Annotated in this window: 17 protein-coding genes; 1 reads left to right on the top strand and 16 read right to left on the bottom strand. The window is 72.2% G+C overall.

Features of this window, described 5'->3' with window-relative positions; translation table 11 throughout:
- Positions 1-144: 144 nt before the first annotated feature.
- A complete protein-coding gene (locus ABD652_RS04370; RefSeq protein ID WP_344718561.1) occupies positions 145-1,152 on the bottom strand; it encodes a helix-turn-helix transcriptional regulator in 1,008 nt (335 codons plus the stop codon).
- A 93-nt stretch (positions 1,153-1,245) separates the two neighbouring features.
- Between ABD652_RS04370 and ABD652_RS04365 the strand changes: the two genes are divergently transcribed.
- Positions 1,246-2,241, top strand: coding sequence for an SDR family oxidoreductase (locus ABD652_RS04365; RefSeq protein ID WP_344718559.1), 996 nt, complete (start codon positions 1,246-1,248; stop codon positions 2,239-2,241).
- Positions 2,242-2,251: 10 nt separating this feature from the next.
- On the opposite strand, the gene ABD652_RS04360 is transcribed toward ABD652_RS04365, so the two are convergent.
- From ABD652_RS04360 to ABD652_RS04290, 15 genes are all read right to left on the bottom strand, one after another.
- Entirely contained in the window at positions 2,252-2,800 is a 549-nt protein-coding gene (locus ABD652_RS04360) for a hypothetical protein (protein WP_344718557.1), read from the bottom strand.
- Positions 2,793-3,284 (bottom strand): hypothetical protein, encoded by a 492-nt coding sequence (locus ABD652_RS04355; RefSeq protein WP_344718555.1) that lies wholly within the window; start codon positions 3,282-3,284, stop codon positions 2,793-2,795. The genes ABD652_RS04360 and ABD652_RS04355 overlap by 8 nt, the downstream gene beginning before the upstream one ends.
- Before the next feature lie 108 nt (positions 3,285-3,392).
- On the bottom strand, positions 3,393-3,716 hold the full coding sequence (locus ABD652_RS04350) for a PLD nuclease N-terminal domain-containing protein (RefSeq protein WP_344718553.1): 324 nt from the start codon (positions 3,714-3,716) through the stop codon (positions 3,393-3,395).
- 314 nt (positions 3,717-4,030) lie between these two features.
- Positions 4,031-5,353, bottom strand: a complete 1,323-nt coding sequence (gene dnaB / locus ABD652_RS04345) for a replicative DNA helicase (protein ID WP_153143347.1) — start codon at positions 5,351-5,353, stop codon at positions 4,031-4,033.
- A 114-nt stretch (positions 5,354-5,467) separates the two neighbouring features.
- Positions 5,468-6,421, bottom strand: coding sequence for an alpha/beta fold hydrolase (locus ABD652_RS04340; RefSeq protein ID WP_344718551.1), 954 nt, complete (start codon positions 6,419-6,421; stop codon positions 5,468-5,470).
- A gap of 244 nt (positions 6,422-6,665) precedes the next feature.
- A complete protein-coding gene (locus ABD652_RS04335; protein ID WP_344718549.1) occupies positions 6,666-7,793 on the bottom strand; it encodes an LLM class flavin-dependent oxidoreductase in 1,128 nt (375 codons plus the stop codon).
- 1,087 nt (positions 7,794-8,880) lie between these two features.
- The gene (gene rplI, locus ABD652_RS04330) at positions 8,881-9,333 is read right to left on the bottom strand and encodes a 50S ribosomal protein L9 (protein ID WP_344718546.1); all 453 of its coding nucleotides are present in this window, start codon (positions 9,331-9,333) and stop codon (positions 8,881-8,883) included.
- 35 nt (positions 9,334-9,368) lie between these two features.
- Complete coding sequence (gene rpsR / locus ABD652_RS04325; protein WP_010525624.1) at positions 9,369-9,608, bottom strand: 30S ribosomal protein S18; 240 nt, start codon at positions 9,606-9,608, stop codon at positions 9,369-9,371.
- Positions 9,609-9,708: 100 nt separating this feature from the next.
- Complete coding sequence (locus tag ABD652_RS04320; RefSeq protein ID WP_344718543.1) at positions 9,709-10,239, bottom strand: single-stranded DNA-binding protein; 531 nt, start codon at positions 10,237-10,239, stop codon at positions 9,709-9,711.
- A 69-nt stretch (positions 10,240-10,308) separates the two neighbouring features.
- The gene (rpsF, locus tag ABD652_RS04315) at positions 10,309-10,608 is read right to left on the bottom strand and encodes a 30S ribosomal protein S6 (RefSeq protein ID WP_344718541.1); all 300 of its coding nucleotides are present in this window, start codon (positions 10,606-10,608) and stop codon (positions 10,309-10,311) included.
- Between the two features lie 535 nt (positions 10,609-11,143).
- On the bottom strand, positions 11,144-12,511 hold the full coding sequence (locus ABD652_RS04310) for a M18 family aminopeptidase (protein ID WP_344718539.1): 1,368 nt from the start codon (positions 12,509-12,511) through the stop codon (positions 11,144-11,146).
- 159 nt (positions 12,512-12,670) lie between these two features.
- Positions 12,671-13,438, bottom strand: coding sequence for a response regulator (locus ABD652_RS04305; RefSeq protein WP_344719046.1), 768 nt, complete (start codon positions 13,436-13,438; stop codon positions 12,671-12,673).
- 85 nt (positions 13,439-13,523) lie between these two features.
- Positions 13,524-15,035 (bottom strand): sensor histidine kinase, encoded by a 1,512-nt coding sequence (locus tag ABD652_RS04300; protein ID WP_344718537.1) that lies wholly within the window; start codon positions 15,033-15,035, stop codon positions 13,524-13,526.
- Positions 15,036-15,113: 78 nt separating this feature from the next.
- Entirely contained in the window at positions 15,114-16,073 is a 960-nt protein-coding gene (locus ABD652_RS04295; RefSeq protein ID WP_344718535.1) for an ABC transporter permease subunit, read from the bottom strand.
- Entirely contained in the window at positions 16,073-17,035 is a 963-nt protein-coding gene (locus tag ABD652_RS04290; RefSeq protein ID WP_344718533.1) for an ABC transporter ATP-binding protein, read from the bottom strand. The genes ABD652_RS04295 and ABD652_RS04290 overlap by 1 nt, the downstream gene beginning before the upstream one ends.
- Between the last annotated feature and the right edge of the window lie 43 nt (positions 17,036-17,078).

The following is a 17,078-nucleotide window of genomic DNA, read 5'->3' as shown; positions in this document are numbered from 1 at the left end:
CTGCCCTCCCGCCGGCATCGAGCGGCGGCTCCCAGGGCCTTCTCCCTTCCGACACGCCGTGTCGCCGGGGCAGATACTGCTGGGAGTCGCCACTCGACGGGCGAGGGAGGAGCCGCGCCGGGTCCGGCGGGTCTGGAACGCCGCTCATCGCTGCGGCGCGTGCCGGGCCACCACATCCCGGCCGCGGGCGAGCATCGTCTCGCGCAGATGCTCCGGGGCGCGGACCTCGACGCCGGGCACGGCCAGCAGCTGGGCGGCGGCGATGTCCGCGCGCTCGACAGTGAGCTCCAGCTCCAGCCGCTCGCCGTCGTCGTCGTCGGTCATACTGCGGCGGGCGGGGTGCTCCAGAGCACCGTCGACGTCGACGCCGGGCAGCGCAGTGCGCAGCGCCGGGACCGAGGACTCCGGGATCGCCAGCCGCACCCGCAGGTGGAACACCGAGGCCTCGAACTCGGCCCGCGCCGCCCGCCAGTGCTCGGCCAGCGAGAAGCCCTCCGGGCGCCGGCACGGCTCCTCGCGGACGACGGCGTCGAGGATCCGCGAGAGCCGATAGGTGCGCACTGTGCCGCGGTGAGCGGCGACGAGGTACCAGCGGTCGGTCTTCAGCACCAGGCCGAGCGGGTCCAGCAGCCGGTCCGTCGGCGGACGATCCGGGCGCTCGTAGCGCACCGACAGGCGCCGGTCCTGCCACACTGCGCGGGAGACCTCGGGCAGCGCCGGCGGGCGCTCGGGCTCGGTGAACCAGCGGCCGTGGTCGATGTGGACGCGCTCGGCCGCCCGCGCCGCTGCACCGGCCGCCGCGCCGTCGTTCTCAGCACCCGCCGCCCCGGGGCTCGCGGCGAGCATCTTCGCCCGGGCCGCCTCGAACTCCGCGGCCAGGCCGAGCTCGCCCGCGCCGGCCGCGCCGATCAGCAGGGCCTGCACCTCGGCGCCGGTCATCCCGGTCAGCGGCGAGCGCCAGCCCTCGACCAGCCCGACGCCGCCGGCCGGGCCGGTGCGCGTCCACAGCGGCACCCCGATCTCCTGCAGCGCGACCAGATCCCGCTGGACGGTGCGCTCGGAGACGCCGTGCCGGTCGGCCAGTCGGGCGACGGTGGTGCGGCGCAGCCGGGTGAGCTCCATGAGCACCGCGATCAGCCGTGAGGTCCGCATACGAGGAATCCTAGAGATTCCCGACACCGGTTGTCGTGGATCGGCGGCAGACTCGCCGGCACAACACTTCTATGAGCCCCGAGGAGGCATCCGATGACCGCACGTACCGAGCCCCATCCCGCGGATCCCGCACCCGCCGCCCAGCCGTCGACGCCGGACCTGGCCGGCCGCATCGCCCTGGTCGCCGGAGCGACCCGCGGCGCCGGCCGGGCGATCGCCGTCGAGCTCGGCCGTGCCGGCGCGACCGTCTACTGCACCGGCCGCTCCACGCGCGGGGCTCCGTCGGACTACGGGCGCGACGAGATGATCGAGGGTACTGCCGAGCTGGTCGCCGCGGCCGGCGGGACCGCGCATCCGGTCGTCGTCGACCATCTGGACCCCGAGGCGGTGCGCGGGCTGATCGAGCGCCTCGACGCCGAGCAGGGCGGTCTGGACATCCTGGTCAACGACATCGGCGGCGAGGCCTACGTCGAGTTCGACGTCCCGCTGTGGGAGTACGACCTCGAGGCCGGGCGGAGGCTCTTCGACACCGGATTCCTCACGCATCTGACCACCAGCCAGCGTGCGCTGGAGCTGCTGATCCGACGGCCCGGCGGGCTGGTGGTGGAGGTGACCGACGGGACGCGGGACTACAACGCCGACCATTTCCGCGGGACGGTCTTCCTGGACGTCACCAAGACCGCCGTGGATCGGCTGGCCTTCGCCGAGGGTCACGAATTGGCCACCCACGGCGGGACGGCGGTGTCGGTGACGCCGGGCTGGCTGCGCTCGGAGATGATGCTCGAGGGCTTCGGCGTCACCGAGGAGACCTGGCGCTCCGCCGCGGAGGCCAACCGCGGGGTCTCCGGGGCGATGCCGCCCTACGAGTTCGTCATCTCGGAGACGCCGACGATGCTTGCCCGCGGGATCGCCGCTCTGGCCGCCGACGCCGAGCGCGCGGCGTGGAACACCCGCTCGACCAGCTCCCACGAGCTCGCCGAGCACTACGGACTGACCGACGTCGACGGCTCCCGCCCGAACGCCTGGACCTTCATCCCGCTGCTGGAGACGACTCCGGCCGAGGAGATCGACGTCGCCGAGCACCGGTGAGCGCAGGAGATCACCATTCGTCGACGGCGCCGGAGACCTCGGAGTCCTCGGCCAGTGCGGCGAGCTGCCGAAGCTGTCGGCGCATCATGACCAGATCGCCCCAGACCAGCAGCCGTCGGCGCAGGTCTGCGGCGCGGCGGCCGATCGGCGGAACGGCCATCATCGCGACCAGTCGCGAGCGCCCGTCCACCAGCGTCTCGATACGGTACACCAGCGTGATCGCGCCGAAGAGCGCCGTGGGAGTCCCCGACGTCATCCGCAGCGTCACCGATCGCCCCGGGACCACGTCGAGGAGCGTGAAGATCCTCATGAACGTCTGGCCGCGATCCAGTTCCCGACACCGCGGATCGGGCCGCCTCGGACTGCGCCGCCCGAGATTGTCGATCCAGTCGTAGCTGTACGGAGCGCGGCGCAGCTGACAGATCCACAGGAACAGCGTGTCCGGGGCCGCTGTCGAGACCACCGCACGGGTCACGAGCCGGTCCTGAGAGCTTCGCGGGAGCACGGTCAGGCTCTCCGCCGTCGGCCGCGGGCCCCACGCCCAGGGCAGCTCACGCATCCGACTGCTCCACCGCCCCCATCTCCCCCTCCGCGTCCCGAAGGAGCCCCGGGGCCAGCCGACGATGGATGGCCGCCAGCGGCGTCCAGATCAGCGCCGCGCGACGGCCGGTGTACTTCATCGCCGTCGTCAGCACGATCCGATCCGGGCGGGCACGGACGATGAGGTGGCAACGCAGGAAGTCCGAGGAGGCCTGCAGACGGATGGCCCCGTCCGCCCGATCGACGACGGCGAAACCGACCACGGTGTCCGGCGACGCGGTCCGCGCCAGATGCAGACGCAGCAGACCACGGAAGATGAGGAGCTGCCCACGGTCAGGGGTGTCCCCGAAGAGAGCCCGCGCCCAGGCCTCGGCACTCGCGACGGCGGAATCCTTCGGGACGAGGACGAATTCGTCGGCATAGTCTGGCTCCTGCCCCGGAATCATCGCCCGGGCCGCTCGGGAGACTGCGTCGGTGCCCACGACAGCGGTGACAGTGCCCATGGCACGCAAGCTACCGGCCGCTCCCCCACGGGGCGAGTGCTGCCGGCCCGCTGCGCGTGACGGCACGTCGCGGAACGCGGTCGACGGCGCCTCTCGTCGGGACGCCTGTCACTGTCCGTCCCCCGCGTCGTCGTGTTCCTCGGTGACCGACCGTTCCGCCCGGCCGCGTCGCGTGCGCGGGTGGTCGCGGCGGTAGCGGACCGTCTCGACGACGAAGTACGCCAGCGGCCCGAGGATCGGCACGCAGAAGATCACCACAGTCCAGGTCACCGCCCGCGCCGGGCGGTGCCGGGCCTGGATCAGCGCGATGATCGCCGCCAGGGCCAGCATCCCGGCGGCGATCAGCCCGATGCGCAGCCACCAGGGGGCGACGACGTCGTCGCCCGAGGCGCCCTGCGCGGCGGTGAGGACGAGCAGCGGCAGGTCTGTCATAGTCCTGCCAGCGTAGGCCGCCGGCCCCGTTGCTGGCATCGACCGGCGGCTCCGCGGCACGTCCCGGCCCGGCTGTCACGTCCTCGCCGCGATGTCACGTCCGGGCCAAGGCGTGAGATCTGGGCGAGGACGTGACACCTCGCGGCAGAGGTCCCGCCATAGATCGAGTGGCGGCTCCCAGCGCGATCTGCCCTCGCGACACGGCGTGTCGTCGGGGAGATGCTGCGGGGAGCCGCCACTCGATGCACAGGGCGGCGACGCCGGGCAGTGCCGCGATGCCGCGATGCCCCGGGGAGCCTCGACCCGCACCCCGCCTACAGGTCCTGGGCCATGTCCTGGAAGCGGGCGTAGTGGCCCTGGAAGGCGACGACGATGTCCTTGGTGGGCCCGTTGCGGTTCTTGGCGACGATGATGTCGGCCTCGCCGGCGCGCGGGGACTCCTTGTCGTAGACCTCCTCGCGGTGGAGCAGCAGCACCATGTCCGCGTCCTGCTCGATCGAGCCGGACTCGCGCAGGTCCGAGACCTGCGGGCGCTTGTCGGTGCGCTGCTCGGACCCGCGGTTCAGCTGAGAGAGCGCGACGATCGGCACGTCGAGCTCCTTGGCCAGCAGCTTCAGCGTTCGCGAGAACTCGCTGACCTCCTGCTGGCGGGACTCGACGCGCTTGCCGGAGGAGAGCAGCTGCAGATAGTCGAGCACGATGACCTTGAGGTTGTTCTTCTGCTTCAGTCGCCGGCACTTCGCGCGGATCTCCATCAGCGACATGTTCGGCGAGTCGTCGATGAACAGCGGCACCTCGTTGAGCTTGTCCACCGCCAGCGACATCTTGTCCCAGTCGTCGTCGCGGATGTCGCCCTTGCGCAGATCCTGGAACTGGATCTTCGCCTCGGCGGAGAGCAGACGCATCGCGATCTCGTTGCGCCCCATCTCCAGCGAGAAGAACGCCGCCGTCATCCCATTGGTGACCGCCGCGGCGCGCGCGAAGTCCAGCGCCAGGGTCGACTTGCCCATCGCCGGACGCGCGGCGACGATGATCATCTGCCCGCCGTGGAAGCCGTGGGTGAGGTCGTCGAGGTCGCGGAAGCCGGTCGGGATGCCGGTCAGGCCGCCGTCGTGGTTGGCGTTGGTCTCGATCTCGTCGATCGTCGGCACCAGCACCTCGGAGAGCGCGACGTAGTCCTCGCTCTGTCGGTTCTCGGCGACGTTGTAGATCTCCGCCTGGGCCTCGTCGACGATGCTCTCGACCTCGCCGTCGGCGGTGTGGCCGAGCTGCGCGATCTTCGTGCCGGCCTCGACCAGCCGCCGCAGGATCGCCCGCTCGCGCACGATCTCCCCGTAGAAGGCCGCGTTCGCCGCCGTCGGCACCGACTGGGCGAGGTTGTGCAGATACGCCGGGCCGCCGGCGCGCTGCAGCTCCTGGCGCTTGGTCAGGTGGTCGGAGATCGTGACGACGTCGGCGGGCTCGCCGCGGCCGTAGAGGTCGACGATCGCGTCGTAGATCAGCTCGTGGGCCGGACGGTAGAAGTCATGGCCCTTGAGGACCTCGACGACGTCGGCCACCGCGTCCTTGGACAGCATCATGCCGCCGAGCACGGACTGCTCGGCCACCATGTCCTGCGGCGGAGTGCGGGCCTCCATGCCGGCCGGGGCGGCGTCGTAGGCTTCCAAGCTCACCGGTGGTCCTCCGTGGGGTCGTTCAGCGGACAGTCGTCGCACAGCGACGCCGCCGGATCGGCGGCACCCTCCATCATGTCACCCTCGCCAGGACGCCGCGCCCGCGCCGGAGGGGCTGTGCAGGGCTCTGCCGGCGGCGCGCGGCCCGCCGGACGCGGACGACGACGGCGGCGCGCCCGGCTCATGGGCGGCCGCATGCTCGGCGGCCCGCGCCGGCCAGGCGTCCAGCTGCTCGGGAGTCGCCGCGACCGCCAGCCGCGAGTCCTCGAGGAGCTCGTGCAGCCGCTCGGCGGTGGCGACCGGATGTGCCGGGTCCTCGGTCCAGGCCAGGAGCAGCGTGGGGATCTCCAGCGCCGCGATCCGCTCCGGGTCGGGCAGGTCGGAGTCGGCCGCGCCGCGCAGCACCGAGCCCAGCAGCTCGGCGGGGACGGCGGGCTGCTCGCGGCGGGGACGGCCGGCCAGCGCCGGCGGGGCCGCGGTCTGGGCACGGGCGCGCACGAAGCTGTCGACGCCGCGGGATTCGACGACGGCGGCGGTGCGGCGGTACTGCTCGGCCTGCGCCGCGCGGGTCTCCCAGGCCGTCGGCGGGATCAGCAGCGTCAGCGAGGCGAAGCACTCGGGCTCGGCCAGCGCGGCGTGCAGCAGCGTCGCCGCGCCCATGGAGGGGCCGACGGCGTGGACGGCCTCGCCGGGGAGCATCGTCTCCAGCACCGTCAGCAGATCCTCGGCCAGGCGCGGCCAGGTGTGGTCGGCGGCGACGGGACGGCCGGTCGAGGCCCCGTGGGCGCGGGCGTCGCAGCGCAGCACCCGGCGCTCGACCAGCTGCCCGGCCATGTCCAGTCCGGACTCGCCCGCCCGGGCGGTGCAGGAGGTCAGTCCGTGCAGCTGCACCACGGGAGCGAGGTGCTCGCCGCCGGCGCCGCCTGCTCCCCGGGCGGGACGACTGAGCTCGCAGGCCAGCGTCGCGCCGTCGACGGAGATCGTCTCCACGCTGCTGCTCACCTCGTCCAGCTGGTCATCGTGCTCGGTCATGGCGCCTGCGCGAAGCCGCCGGAGCCGCCTGCGGGCCTCATGGGCAGGCCTCGGCCCCAGACTACGCCCCGGCGACCGACCGCGGCGTCCCGGCGTGGACGCCGCCGGGATGGGCGCTCCGCCGCAGCGGCCCGCGCCGTCGTCGTCGCCCGATGTTCGGACGGACGACGGCGGCGCGGGCCGGCCGGATCCACGCGCCGCGCGTCCCGGCCCGGAGGCGGCTCAGACCCGGATCAGACCCGGCTCAGCCCTGTCCGCCGGCGGCCTTGACGCCGCCGGGCACCGGGTCCTTCCCCTCGCGGCGGCGCAGCACCAGCGATTCGTGGGTCGGGGCCTGGGGAGTGGTCTCCGGCGCGCGGGCGGCGACCTCCCGCCGCAGCACCGGCACGACCTCCTCACCGAGCATGTCGAGCTGCTCGAGCACCGTCTTCAGCGGCAGGCCCGCGTGGTCCATGAGGAACAGCTGACGCTGATAGTCGCCGGCGTACTCGCGGAAGCTCAGCGTGCGCTCGATGACCTGCTCGGGGCTGCCGACGGTCAGCGGGGTCTGCTCGGTGAAGTCCTCGAGAGACGGCCCGCCGCCGTAGACCGGGGCGTTGTTGAAGTACGGGCGGAACTCGCGGACGGCGTCCTGGGAGTTGCGCCGCATGAACACCTGCCCGCCGAGCCCCACGATCGCCTGGTCGGCGGAGCCGTGGCCGTACTCCTCGTACCGCTGCCGGTACATCTCGATCATCCGTCCGGTGTGCTCCTTGTTCCAGAAGATGTTGTTGTGGAAGAAGCCGTCGCCGTAGTACGCGGCCTGCTCGGCGATCTCCGGACTGCGGATGGAGCCGTGCCAGACGAAGGGCGGCACGTCGTCGAGCGGCCGCGGCGTCGCGGTGAAGCCCTGCAGCGCCGTGCGGAAGCGGCCCTGCCAGTCGACGTCGTTCTCCCGCCACAGCCGGTGCAGCAGCGCATAGTTCTCCACCGCCAGCGGGATGCCGGCGCGGATGTCCTTGCCGAACCAGGGGTAGACCGGGCCGGTGTTGCCGCGGCCCAGCGTGAGGTCCACCCGACCGTCGGCAAGGTGCTGGACATAGGCGTAGTCCTCGGCCAGCCGCACCGGATCAGTGGTGGTGATCAGCGTGGTCGCCGTGGAGAACCGGATGCGCTCGGTCTGGGCGGCGAGGTGGGCCATGAGGATCGGCGGGTTGGCCGGGGCGACGAAGGGCGGGTTGTGGTGCTGGCCCATCGCGAAGACGTCCAGGCCGACCTCCTCGGCCTTCTTCCCGATCGCGACCATGGCCTTGATCCGCTCGTGCTCCGTGGGGGTGCGACCCGTGGTCGGGTCCGGGGTGACATCGCCGATGCTGAAGATTCCGAACTGCATGTCCGCTCCTGACGTGATGGGGAGGAGCCGGGTCCGCCGGCTGCCTCGCAGGCTGAGTGTCGACGGCGGGGCCGCCGTCGAATATTTCAGATTTGAATCATCCAGTGCTTCTCAACACCTCTCCCCCGTCGGCTATTCCACCCTGGCGGCGTCAGCGGGGTCCACCTCTCGGTGGCTGACCTGGGGCGCGCTCTCCGGCGCGACGCCTCTGCCCCAGCGTGTGGAGAGTCTGTGGAGATCGGACGCCTCAAGGGCTTATACACCCTCTGCGGACGGCACGGCAAGGGCTGTCCTCCACGGCTCCATCCACGGGAAGAAATCCTGAATTCACAGGCGTGTCGCTACGTCGCCCCAGGTCAGAAGCACGACTGGGGATGGTGGGGATGAATGTCCACAGCGGGTCCCCAGGGTTGTGCACAGGACACGCCGCACACTTCACACGTTCTCCACAAGCTTGCCCCGGCGACCTGTTGCCAGTCTCACGGACGCGCCATATGGTGTCTGACATCCCCCACTCGCAGGGCGGGTATTGGCTGACTTCTTCGGCGTGCATCCGCCCACCTGCCGACCGGCTGCACTGACCGGCTCGGTCTCGGGAGTGCGGCGGTCGCCCGACCGGTGACCGTCGGTCCTCCGAGCCCGGTCGCAGGCCAGCCCTACCGGCCGGCAGTCGACGGCGGCAGTCACGCCGTCGTGCGAGTGACGGCGGCGAGGCCGACGAGGCCTCGCGCACGCCGCGGGCCGCAGCATGACGATCCGCCGGACCGGCTCGATGCCGGCCGGATGGTCAGCGCGGCGCGCGAGGATCGGGCGGAACACAGCATCGGATCGCCGAGCGTCCGGCGATGGGAAGGGAATCACGGCGCCGTCCGCCCGCGGACGGCCGCGCGGCCCCGGCCGACCGGCGCCGGCTCGGCGGGCGACGTCGTGATTCTGCCGGACGCCCGGCGATCCGATCCCGCACGTCATGCCGCCCGGGCGCACCCCGTCCGGACACACCTCGGGCCCCGAAAGGACGGATCCTTCCGGGGCCCGAGGCGTATGGGCGGGCCGGGCCCTCACCGCAGTCGCCGGCGGGCCCGTCGCATCACTTCTCCGCGACGACCTGCAGGTCGAGCGAGGCGGTGACGTCCGCGTGCAGCTTGACCGTGGCGGTGTACTCGCCGAGGGCCTTGATCCGCTGCGGGATCTCGACTGTGCGCTTGTCGATCGAGCCGAGGCCGGCGGACTCGACGGCCTGGGCCACGTGGGCCGGGCCGACGGTGCCGAACAGGCGGCCGTTCTCGCCGACCTTCACCGGGATGGTGACCTGAGCCGACTGCAGCTTCTCAGCCGCGGCGCGGGCCTCCTCCACGGTCTCGATCTCCCGGGCGCGACGAGCCGCACGGAGCCGCTCGACGTCCTTCTCGCCGCCCTTGGTCCACGCCATCGCGTAGCCCTGCGGCAGCAGGTAGTTGCGCGCGTAGCCGTCCTTGACGTCGACGACGTCGCCCGCGGCACCCAGACCGGTGACTTCCTGAGTCAGGATGAGCTTTGCCATATCTGTGTTCCTTTCCTTCCCAGACAGTCTGAGGATCAGCCGCGGCCTGCGCCGGAGTACGGCAGCAGGGCCATCTCACGAGCGTTCTTGATCGCCTGGGCGATCTTGCGCTGCTCCTGGACGGTCACGCCGGTGACGCGGCGCGCACGGATCTTGCCTCGGTCGGAAATGAACTTCCGCAGCAGGGCGGTGTCCTTGTAGTCGATGACCGTGATGTCTGCAGCCTTCAGCGGGTTCGCCTTGGGCTTCGGCTTCTTGACGTCAGCCTTTGCCATCGTGGTGCTCCTTCACTGGATCGGAGCCCGCAGGTGATCCTGCGGGATGGTGGATGTGGTGTGGATGAGCCGTGGGCCCTCCGCTCCGGTCAGCGCCGGATCAGAAGGGGGGCTCGTTGCTGTCAGGCGTGTCCCAGCCTCCGCCGCCGGAGGGCTGGCCGCCCCACGGGTCGGAGGCGCCGCCGCCGAAGCCGCCGCCGGCCGGTGCGCCGCCGCCGAAGCCTCCGCCGGACTGTCCTCCGCCGTTGAAGCCTCCGCCGCCGCCGCGGCCCTGACGCGTGACGCTCGCCGTGGCGAAGCGCAGCGAGGGGCCGATCTCGTCGACGTCGAGCTCCCAGGCAGTGCGACGCTCGCCCTCCTTGGTGTCGAACGACCGGGCCTTGAGGCGACCCTGGGCGACCACGCGGGTGCCCTTGGTGAGCGACTCGGCGGCGTTCTCCGCCGCCTCCCGCCACAGGGAGCAGCGCATGAACAGCGTCTCGCCGTCCTTCCACTCGTTGGCCTGGCGGTCGAAGAACCGCGGCGTGGAAGCGATGGTGAAGTTCGAGACGGCCGCACCCGAGGGGGTGAAGCGCAGCTCCGGGTCCGCCGTCAGGTTACCGACAACGGTGATGATGGTCTCGCCGGCCATGTTCAGCTCCTAAGAAGGGGGTGCCTGACAGGTGGATCGGCTCGCGGAGGAGCCGGTCCGTGCAGAGGATCAGGCGACGCGCTGATCCTCGGGACGGATGATCTTGGTGCGCATGATCGTCTCGTTCAGGCGCAGCAGACGGTCGAGCTCGGCAGCCGAGTCCGGGGTCGCGTGGAAGTCGACGACGGCGTAGACGGCCTCGTTGTTCTTCTTGATCTCGTAGGCCAGGCGACGACGTCCCCAGACGTCGATCTCCTCCACGGAGCCGCCGTCGCGCTTGACGATCTCCATGTACTTGGCCAGGGTCGGCTCCACGGTGCGCTCATCCACCTCGGGGTCGACGAGCACCATCAGTTCATAGTGACGCATTGTGTGAACCCACCTCCTTCGGTCTTGCGGTCACGGGCCTTCCGTAACAGGAGGTTCTCTCTGCGTGTGCTGTCGCCACCGCGGCGCGGAGGTTCCGCGCCGTCGCCGATCCTGCCGGAGGGCAGGCGGCATTGGCCGGCAGACAACCTGCACCATGCTACCGGGTCTGCGCCTTCGACACTAGCCGGGCGCCGTCGGCGGCGGAACCCCTGTGCAGGAGCGAGGCGGGGCGGGCGGATTCCGGGGCGTCCGCCCTGTCCGGCGCACGCCTCGGGACGCGGAGCCAGGCCCGCCGTCGCGCCGGCGATCCCCGTGTTCCCGCAGGATCACCGTGCTCCATCACGGTGCTCCTGCGAAGACTCGGGGATCCCGGGAGCAGGGAATCCAGGGAGCAGGGGATCCAGGGAGCAGGGGATCCCGGGAGCAGGGAATCCAGGGAGCAGGGAATCCAGGGAGCACGGGATCCCGGGAGCACGGGATCCAGGGAGCAGGGGATCCAGAGAGCAGGGACTCCCGAGCCGGCCCGGACCGCGCCTCAGACGCTCAGCTCGGCGGTGAAGAACGCCGCGACCGCATCCCGCAGGTGGGCGACGTCGTCGACGCCGCACATCTCGCGGGCCGAGTGCATGCTCAGCAGCGGCATCCCGACGTCGACGGTGCGGATGCCCAGCCGCGTGGCGGTGATCGGCCCGATCGTCGAGCCGCAGGGGATCGCGTTGTGCGAGACGAACTCCTGACTCGGCACGCCGGCGGCGCGGCAGACCTGCGCCCACATCGCCGCACCCGGGGCGTCGGTGGTGTAGCGCTGATTGGCGTTGATCTTCAGCAGCGGCCCGCCGTTGGGCAGCGGTCGGTTGGCCGGGTCGTGGTGGCCCGGGTAGTTCGGGTGCACCGCGTGGCCGGCGTCGGAGGAGAGGTGCCAGGAGGCCGCGAGCGCCTGCGCCCGCTGGCCGGCGGTCGCCCCGAGGCCCTCCTGGATGCGGGCGAGGACCTCCTCCAGGAACGGCCCCGCCGCGCCCGAGCGCGAGGCCGAGCCCAGTTCCTCGTGGTCGAAGGCCGCCAGCATCGGGATCGCCGCACCCTGCTCGCCGCGCTCGAGCCGCGCCGCGGCCTGCTCGAGGGAGACGACGCCGGCGTGCACGGAGGAGAGGTTGTCCAGCCGGCCCGAGGCGAGGAACTCCCCGCGGCCCGCGCGGCCGGCGCCGAAGCGGGCCGGGGCCTGGGCGTCGGCGACGACGACGTCATAGCCGTCCACCTGGGCCGGGTCGACGCCGGCGGACTCCGCCACCACGCCCAGCACGTCGGCGGAGGCGGCGGCCTCGGCGTCGGCGGCCACGGAGAGCACCGGACCGGTGTGGGCCTGCTTGTCCAGGGTCAGCCCGTCGTTGACCTGCCGATCCAGGTGGATGGCCAGCTGCGGGATGCGCGCGACCGGGCCGGTGGCGGCCAGTCGGGTCGCGCCGTCGCGGGTGACCAGCCGCCCGGCCAGCACCAGCTCGCGGTCCAGCCAGGAGTTCAGCAGCGGCCCGCCGTAGACCTCGGTGCCGGCCTGCACCCAGCCGTGCGAGACCACTGTGGACTTGGGCTTGAGCTTGAAGCCGGGCGAATCGGTGTGCGCGCCGAGGATGCGCAGCGGAGTGGTCGGTGTCGCCGCCTCCGGCACGATCCAGGCGAGGACCGCGCCGTCGCGGACCACCAGGTAGTGCCCCGGCGCCGTCGGCCAGTCCTGCTGCTCGTCGAGCCGGGTGAAGCCGGCGGCGGTCAGTCGACGCGCGGCCTCGGCGGCGGCGTGGTACGACGACGGCGCCGCGGTCACGAAGGCGCCGAGGTCCTCCACCAGGGCGTCGACGTCGCGCGGACCGGCGCCGGGCACGGACGGAGTCGCGGAGCTGTTCTCAGACATGGGCTCATCCTATGCCGGGGCCGGCGGAGCGATCAGCGGGCCCCGGCATCGAGTGGCCGCCGATGACGAGAGTTCCGGCCCTCGCGGCCCCGGAGACGGGTCATTCCTCGTCACGAATGGCCGCTCGATGCTCCGCCCCGCCCCGGGCGGCCTCCGCGCTCACCGCACCAGCCCCGTCTGGTACGCGTAGACCACCGCCTGCACGCGGTCGCGCAGCTGCAGCTTGGTGAGGATGCGTCGCACATGGGTCTTCACCGTCGCCTCGGAGAGGAAGAGCCGGGCGGCGATCTCCGCATTGGACAGCCCTTCGGCGACGGCGAAGAGCACTTCGGCCTCGCGCTGGGTCAGCGGCTCGCGCACCACGCCGTCGTCCAGGGCCGCGGCGATCCGCGCGCCGTCGGGCCGGCTCCGCTCGGCGTCGCCCGCCGCGTCCGCGGGCTCCGCGACGGGGGCCGACGACGGCGCCGCCGGCCGGAGCGCCGCCGGCGCCTCGCCGCGCTCCTCCGGCGAGCGCACATAGGTCTCCAGCAGCCGCTGGGTGATCCGCGGGGCGACGACGGCGTCGCCCTCCGAGACCACGCGCACTGCACTGACCAGGTCCTCCGGGGCGACGTCCTTGAGCAGGAAGGCACTGGCCCCGGCCTGCAGCCCGGAGAAGGCGTACTCGTCAACGTCGAAGGTGGTCAGGATGATCACCCGCACCTCGGGCATCTCCTCGACGATCCGCCGGGTCGCCTCGATGCCGTCCATGCGCGGCATCCGCACGTCCATCAGCACCACATGCGGCCGGGTCTCCGGCCCCTGGGCGCGCAGCGTCTCCAGCGCCTCGACGCCGTCGGCGGACTCGCCGACCACGTCGACGTCGTCCTCGCCCTCGAGGATCAGCCGGAACCCCATGCGCAGCAGGTGCTGGTCGTCGACCAGCATCACGCGCACCGGTCCCTCGAGCCGCTCCGCGGTACCCGGGCTGCCGGCGCCCGGGCTCTCGGCGCCGCGCGCCTCGCCCTGCGTCTCATCGTCCATCGTGGTCCCCCTCGTCGCTCCCCGCATCAGTCCCCTGATCATTCCCCTCGTTCGTGGGCGCGGCCCCGCCCCGGGCGCCGCTCTCCGGCTGTCGGGGCGGCTCGAGCACCGCCCGGACCACCCAGCCGCGACCGGCCCGCGGCCCGGCATAGACCGATCCCCGGTAGAAGCCGGCCCGCTCCCCCATGCCGCGGATGCCCTGCCCCGAGCCGACCGACTCGCGCGGGGTCCCCTGGTCGGGCGGCAGGCCGTCGTCGGCGACGGTGAGCACCACCTGCCCGTCGGGGCAGAGTCCCAGAGCCCGCTGGTCCTCGACGGAGAGCCCCTGCTCCTCGTGCCGGGCGCGCTCGTCGGCGTCGTGGCCGGGATCGTGCTCGATGCTGACCTGCACGTCGGTGACGCGTCGACCGTAGCGCAGCACGTTGGTCAGCGCCTCCTGCATGATCCGGTGGACGGTCAGCTCGAAGGCCGCGTCCTCGGGCAGCGGCGGGCCGGAGATGGTCACCGTCAGCGGCAGGCCCACGCGACGGAAGCCCTCGAAGAGCTCGTCCAGCGACTCCTGCGCCGGCCGGCGGGCGCTCTCCACATCCTCGCCCTGCCGGAGCACGCCGATGACCCGGCGCATGTCGGCCAGCGCCGTCCGCCCGGTCGAGGAGAGCTCGCCGAGCACCTCCTCGGCCCGGTCGGGGTCACGGCGGGAGACCACCCGGGCGCCGTCGGCCAGCGAGATCATCACCGACAGCGAATGGGCGACGACGTCGTGCATCTCCCGGGCGATCCGATTGCGCTCGCCCAGCTGGGCCAGGTCGCCGGCGCGGCGGGCCCATTCCAGGATCTCCCGCTGATGCTCGCGGCCGCGGCGCACCGAGGCGCCGATGCCGCCGGAGAGGATGCCCGCCAGCAGCATCATCGCCACCGACGGCAGCACCGCCTCCTGCGGACTCGAGTAGACCTGGAAGAACTCGTGCCAGAAGTCGGCGTCGGGATGCGCCTGCTGCCAGGCGTCGAAGCGCAGCATCGGCGTGTACCCCAGGCCGATCGCCAGCACCGCAGTGATCATCGCGGTGCGCAGCCCGCGATGCAGGCCGACGCAGTAGAGCGCGAAGCAGGTGCCCAGCATCTGGGCGCCCTGCCAGGGGTAGAGCCAGAGACTCCACGCCTCGGCGGCGGTGACCAGCACGGTGATGACCAGCGGCCACCGGTGCCGGGCGAGCAGCAGCAGCGTGATCGCGCCGCAGGCGGCGGCCACGCCCCAGGCCTCGGCGCCGATGTCGAGGAAGGCCACCGGCAGCGTCCAGGCGGCGACCAGCAGATAGATCCCGCTGACGGTCAGGTTCATCACCCGCGGGTGGCGGCGGAACCAGCCGCGCACCCCGCGCTGGCGCACCATGGCCAGCTGGTCCCAGCCCGGCGGCTGCCTCGTCTCGGCCGGGCCGACGGCCGGATCGGCGGCAGCACCATCCTGCGCTGCGCCGTCGCGGGCTGTGGACACGGACTCCATGGTCATGAGCCTACTGGGCGTCGGCGGCGGGGATCAGCCGGCGGCCGCCCTCCGCCGCCGACGACGAGCAGGGCCGGCTCACACGTCCCTCTTCTGGAACAGCATCGCCGCCGGGACGATCACCGCGGCCAGCCAGGCCAGCAGCCCCAGGATCGCAGTGCCGGTGGTCACCGAGAGGTCGTAGTCCTCACCGGTGGGCTCGCTCAGCTGGGTGAGGCTGGTGAGCAGGTTGCCGAACTCCCAGGTGCTCAGGAACTGGACGAACTCGGCGTTCTGCGTCATGCCGGAGAGGATGCCCAGCGCGATCTGCACCACGAACAGGAACATCGTCAGCGTGACGATCGCCCCGGCCGTGCTGCGCAGCAGCAGCCCCAGCCCGCAGGCCAGCAGCGTCACGACGATCATCGACAGCCAGTTCGTCAGCACCGACTGCATGATCTCGCCGGTGTCGGCGGCGCCGAGCAGCCCTTCGCCGGCGGCGAAGGCCAGGATGATCGCCGTGGAGGCGACGACCAGCACCGCGCCGACGACGGCGGCGGTGATCGCCACGGCGGTCAGCTTCGCGGCCGCGAACAGCCCGCGACCGGGGACCGCGCTCATCGAGGAGCGGATCGATCCGGTGCCGAACTCCGAGGAGATCGCGATGATGCCCACGCAGCCCAGCAGGATCCCGGCGAAAGTCAGCCCGCCGGTGCCGGAGGTCAGCAGCTGGCGCATCAGCTCGGCGTCGCTCTGCTCGGGCATCTGGGCGCCCGACGGGCCCTGCTGCACGGAGCGCATGGCGTTGTAGGACAGCAGGGCCAGTCCGGTGAAGCCGACGACGAGCACCAGCGCGATGCCGGAGAGCCACCAGCTGGAGCGCAGCACGCGGATCTTCATCAGCTCGGCGCGCAGCGCGCGGGGGAAGCTCAGCCGGCCCTCGACGGACGACGTCGCCGAGGCCGCCGGCGAGCCGGTCGCCGCGACCGCTCCGGGTCCGGTGCCGGGGGAGTCCATGGAACTGGTGTTCAGTCGATCGGCGGTAGTCTGCGGGGTCATCAGCGCACTCCTTCCGGGGCGGCGGCAGCGGCGTCGGCCGGGGCGACGTCGGCGACGGCCGCCCCGCTGCGGTACTGGACCGCGTGGTCGGTGAGCTTCATGTAGGAGTCCTCCAGCGAGGACTGCAGCGGGGTGAGCTCGTGCAGCACTGCGCCGACCTCCTGGGCCCGACGGCCGACGGTGCGGGCGTCGAGGCCGGTGACCTCGAAGGTCTCGGCGTCGCGGGCGACGAGGGTGACGTCCTGGGCCGACAGCGCGTTCATCAGCGTCGAGGCGTCCTGCGAGCGCACCAGCACCCGCGCCTCGCCCGAGGCGTCGATGAGGTCCTGGATGGGCATGTCGGCGAGCACCCGGCCGCGGCCGAGCACCACCAGGTGGTCGGCGGTCTGGGCCATCTCGGCCATCAGATGCGAGGAGATGAAGACCGTCCGTCCCTCGGCGGCGAGCTGACGGACCATCTGCCGGACCCAGCGCACGCCCTCCGGGTCGAGGCCGTTGACCGGCTCGTCGAAGATCAGCGTGGCCGGGTCCCCCAGCAGCGCGGCGGCGATGCCCAGCCGCTGGTTCATGCCCAGCGAGTAGCCGGCGATCCGCTTGGTCGCCGCCGACTCCATGCCGGTCAGCTCGATGACGTCGTCGACGCGCCGCCGGCCGATCCCGTGGGTGGCGGCCAGCACCTGCAGATGCTGCCGGCCGGTGCGGCCCGGGTGGGTCGCGCCGGCGTCGAGGACTGCGCCGACTTCGCGCAGCGGGGCGCGGTGCTCGACCAGTCGACGGCCGTTGACGGTGATCGACCCGCGGGTGGGGCGGTCCAGTCCCATGGCCATGCGCATCGTGGTGGACTTCCCGGCCCCGTTGGGCCCCAGGAATCCGGTGACGCGCCCCGGCTCGGCGGTGAAGCTGACGTCGTCGACCGCGGTCGTGCTCCCGTAGGTCTTCGTCAGGGATTCTGCGGTGATCATGGATCTCCCTTCCCGTGTGATCTCCAGATCCACGCTATGCCGC

This window comes from Nesterenkonia halobia, from assembly GCF_039536005.1.
GTDB classification, from domain to species: Bacteria; Actinomycetota; Actinomycetes; order Actinomycetales; family Micrococcaceae; genus Nesterenkonia; species Nesterenkonia halobia.
This window is presented reverse-complemented; position numbering and strand designations above follow the sequence as displayed.

Coding starts and splice junctions, on each gene's coding strand:
- dnaB (WP_153143347.1), bottom strand. CDS start 5,353: ATGGAGGCCCGCACTCCGCCGCAGGACATGGTGGCCGAGCAGTCCGTG.
- ABD652_RS04370 (WP_344718561.1), bottom strand. CDS start 1,152: ATGCGGACCTCACGGCTGATCGCGGTGCTCATGGAGCTCACCCGGCTG.
- ABD652_RS04300 (WP_344718537.1), bottom strand. CDS start 15,035: ATGGAGTCCGTGTCCACAGCCCGCGACGGCGCAGCGCAGGATGGTGCT.
- ABD652_RS04340 (WP_344718551.1), bottom strand. CDS start 6,421: ATGACCGAGCACGATGACCAGCTGGACGAGGTGAGCAGCAGCGTGGAG.
- ABD652_RS04360 (WP_344718557.1), bottom strand. CDS start 2,800: ATGCGTGAGCTGCCCTGGGCGTGGGGCCCGCGGCCGACGGCGGAGAGC.
- ABD652_RS04355 (WP_344718555.1), bottom strand. CDS start 3,284: ATGGGCACTGTCACCGCTGTCGTGGGCACCGACGCAGTCTCCCGAGCG.
- ABD652_RS04350 (WP_344718553.1), bottom strand. CDS start 3,716: ATGACAGACCTGCCGCTGCTCGTCCTCACCGCCGCGCAGGGCGCCTCG.
- ABD652_RS04305 (WP_344719046.1), bottom strand. CDS start 13,438: ATGCTGGTCGACGACCAGCACCTGCTGCGCATGGGGTTCCGGCTGATC.
- ABD652_RS04290 (WP_344718533.1), bottom strand. CDS start 17,035: ATGATCACCGCAGAATCCCTGACGAAGACCTACGGGAGCACGACCGCG.
- ABD652_RS04365 (WP_344718559.1), top strand. CDS start 1,246: ATGACCGCACGTACCGAGCCCCATCCCGCGGATCCCGCACCCGCCGCC.
- rpsR (WP_010525624.1), bottom strand. CDS start 9,608: ATGGCAAAGGCTGACGTCAAGAAGCCGAAGCCCAAGGCGAACCCGCTG.
- ABD652_RS04335 (WP_344718549.1), bottom strand. CDS start 7,793: ATGCAGTTCGGAATCTTCAGCATCGGCGATGTCACCCCGGACCCGACC.
- rpsF (WP_344718541.1), bottom strand. CDS start 10,608: ATGCGTCACTATGAACTGATGGTGCTCGTCGACCCCGAGGTGGATGAG.
- ABD652_RS04310 (WP_344718539.1), bottom strand. CDS start 12,511: ATGTCTGAGAACAGCTCCGCGACTCCGTCCGTGCCCGGCGCCGGTCCG.
- rplI (WP_344718546.1), bottom strand. CDS start 9,333: ATGGCAAAGCTCATCCTGACTCAGGAAGTCACCGGTCTGGGTGCCGCG.
- ABD652_RS04320 (WP_344718543.1), bottom strand. CDS start 10,239: ATGGCCGGCGAGACCATCATCACCGTTGTCGGTAACCTGACGGCGGAC.
- ABD652_RS04295 (WP_344718535.1), bottom strand. CDS start 16,073: ATGACCCCGCAGACTACCGCCGATCGACTGAACACCAGTTCCATGGAC.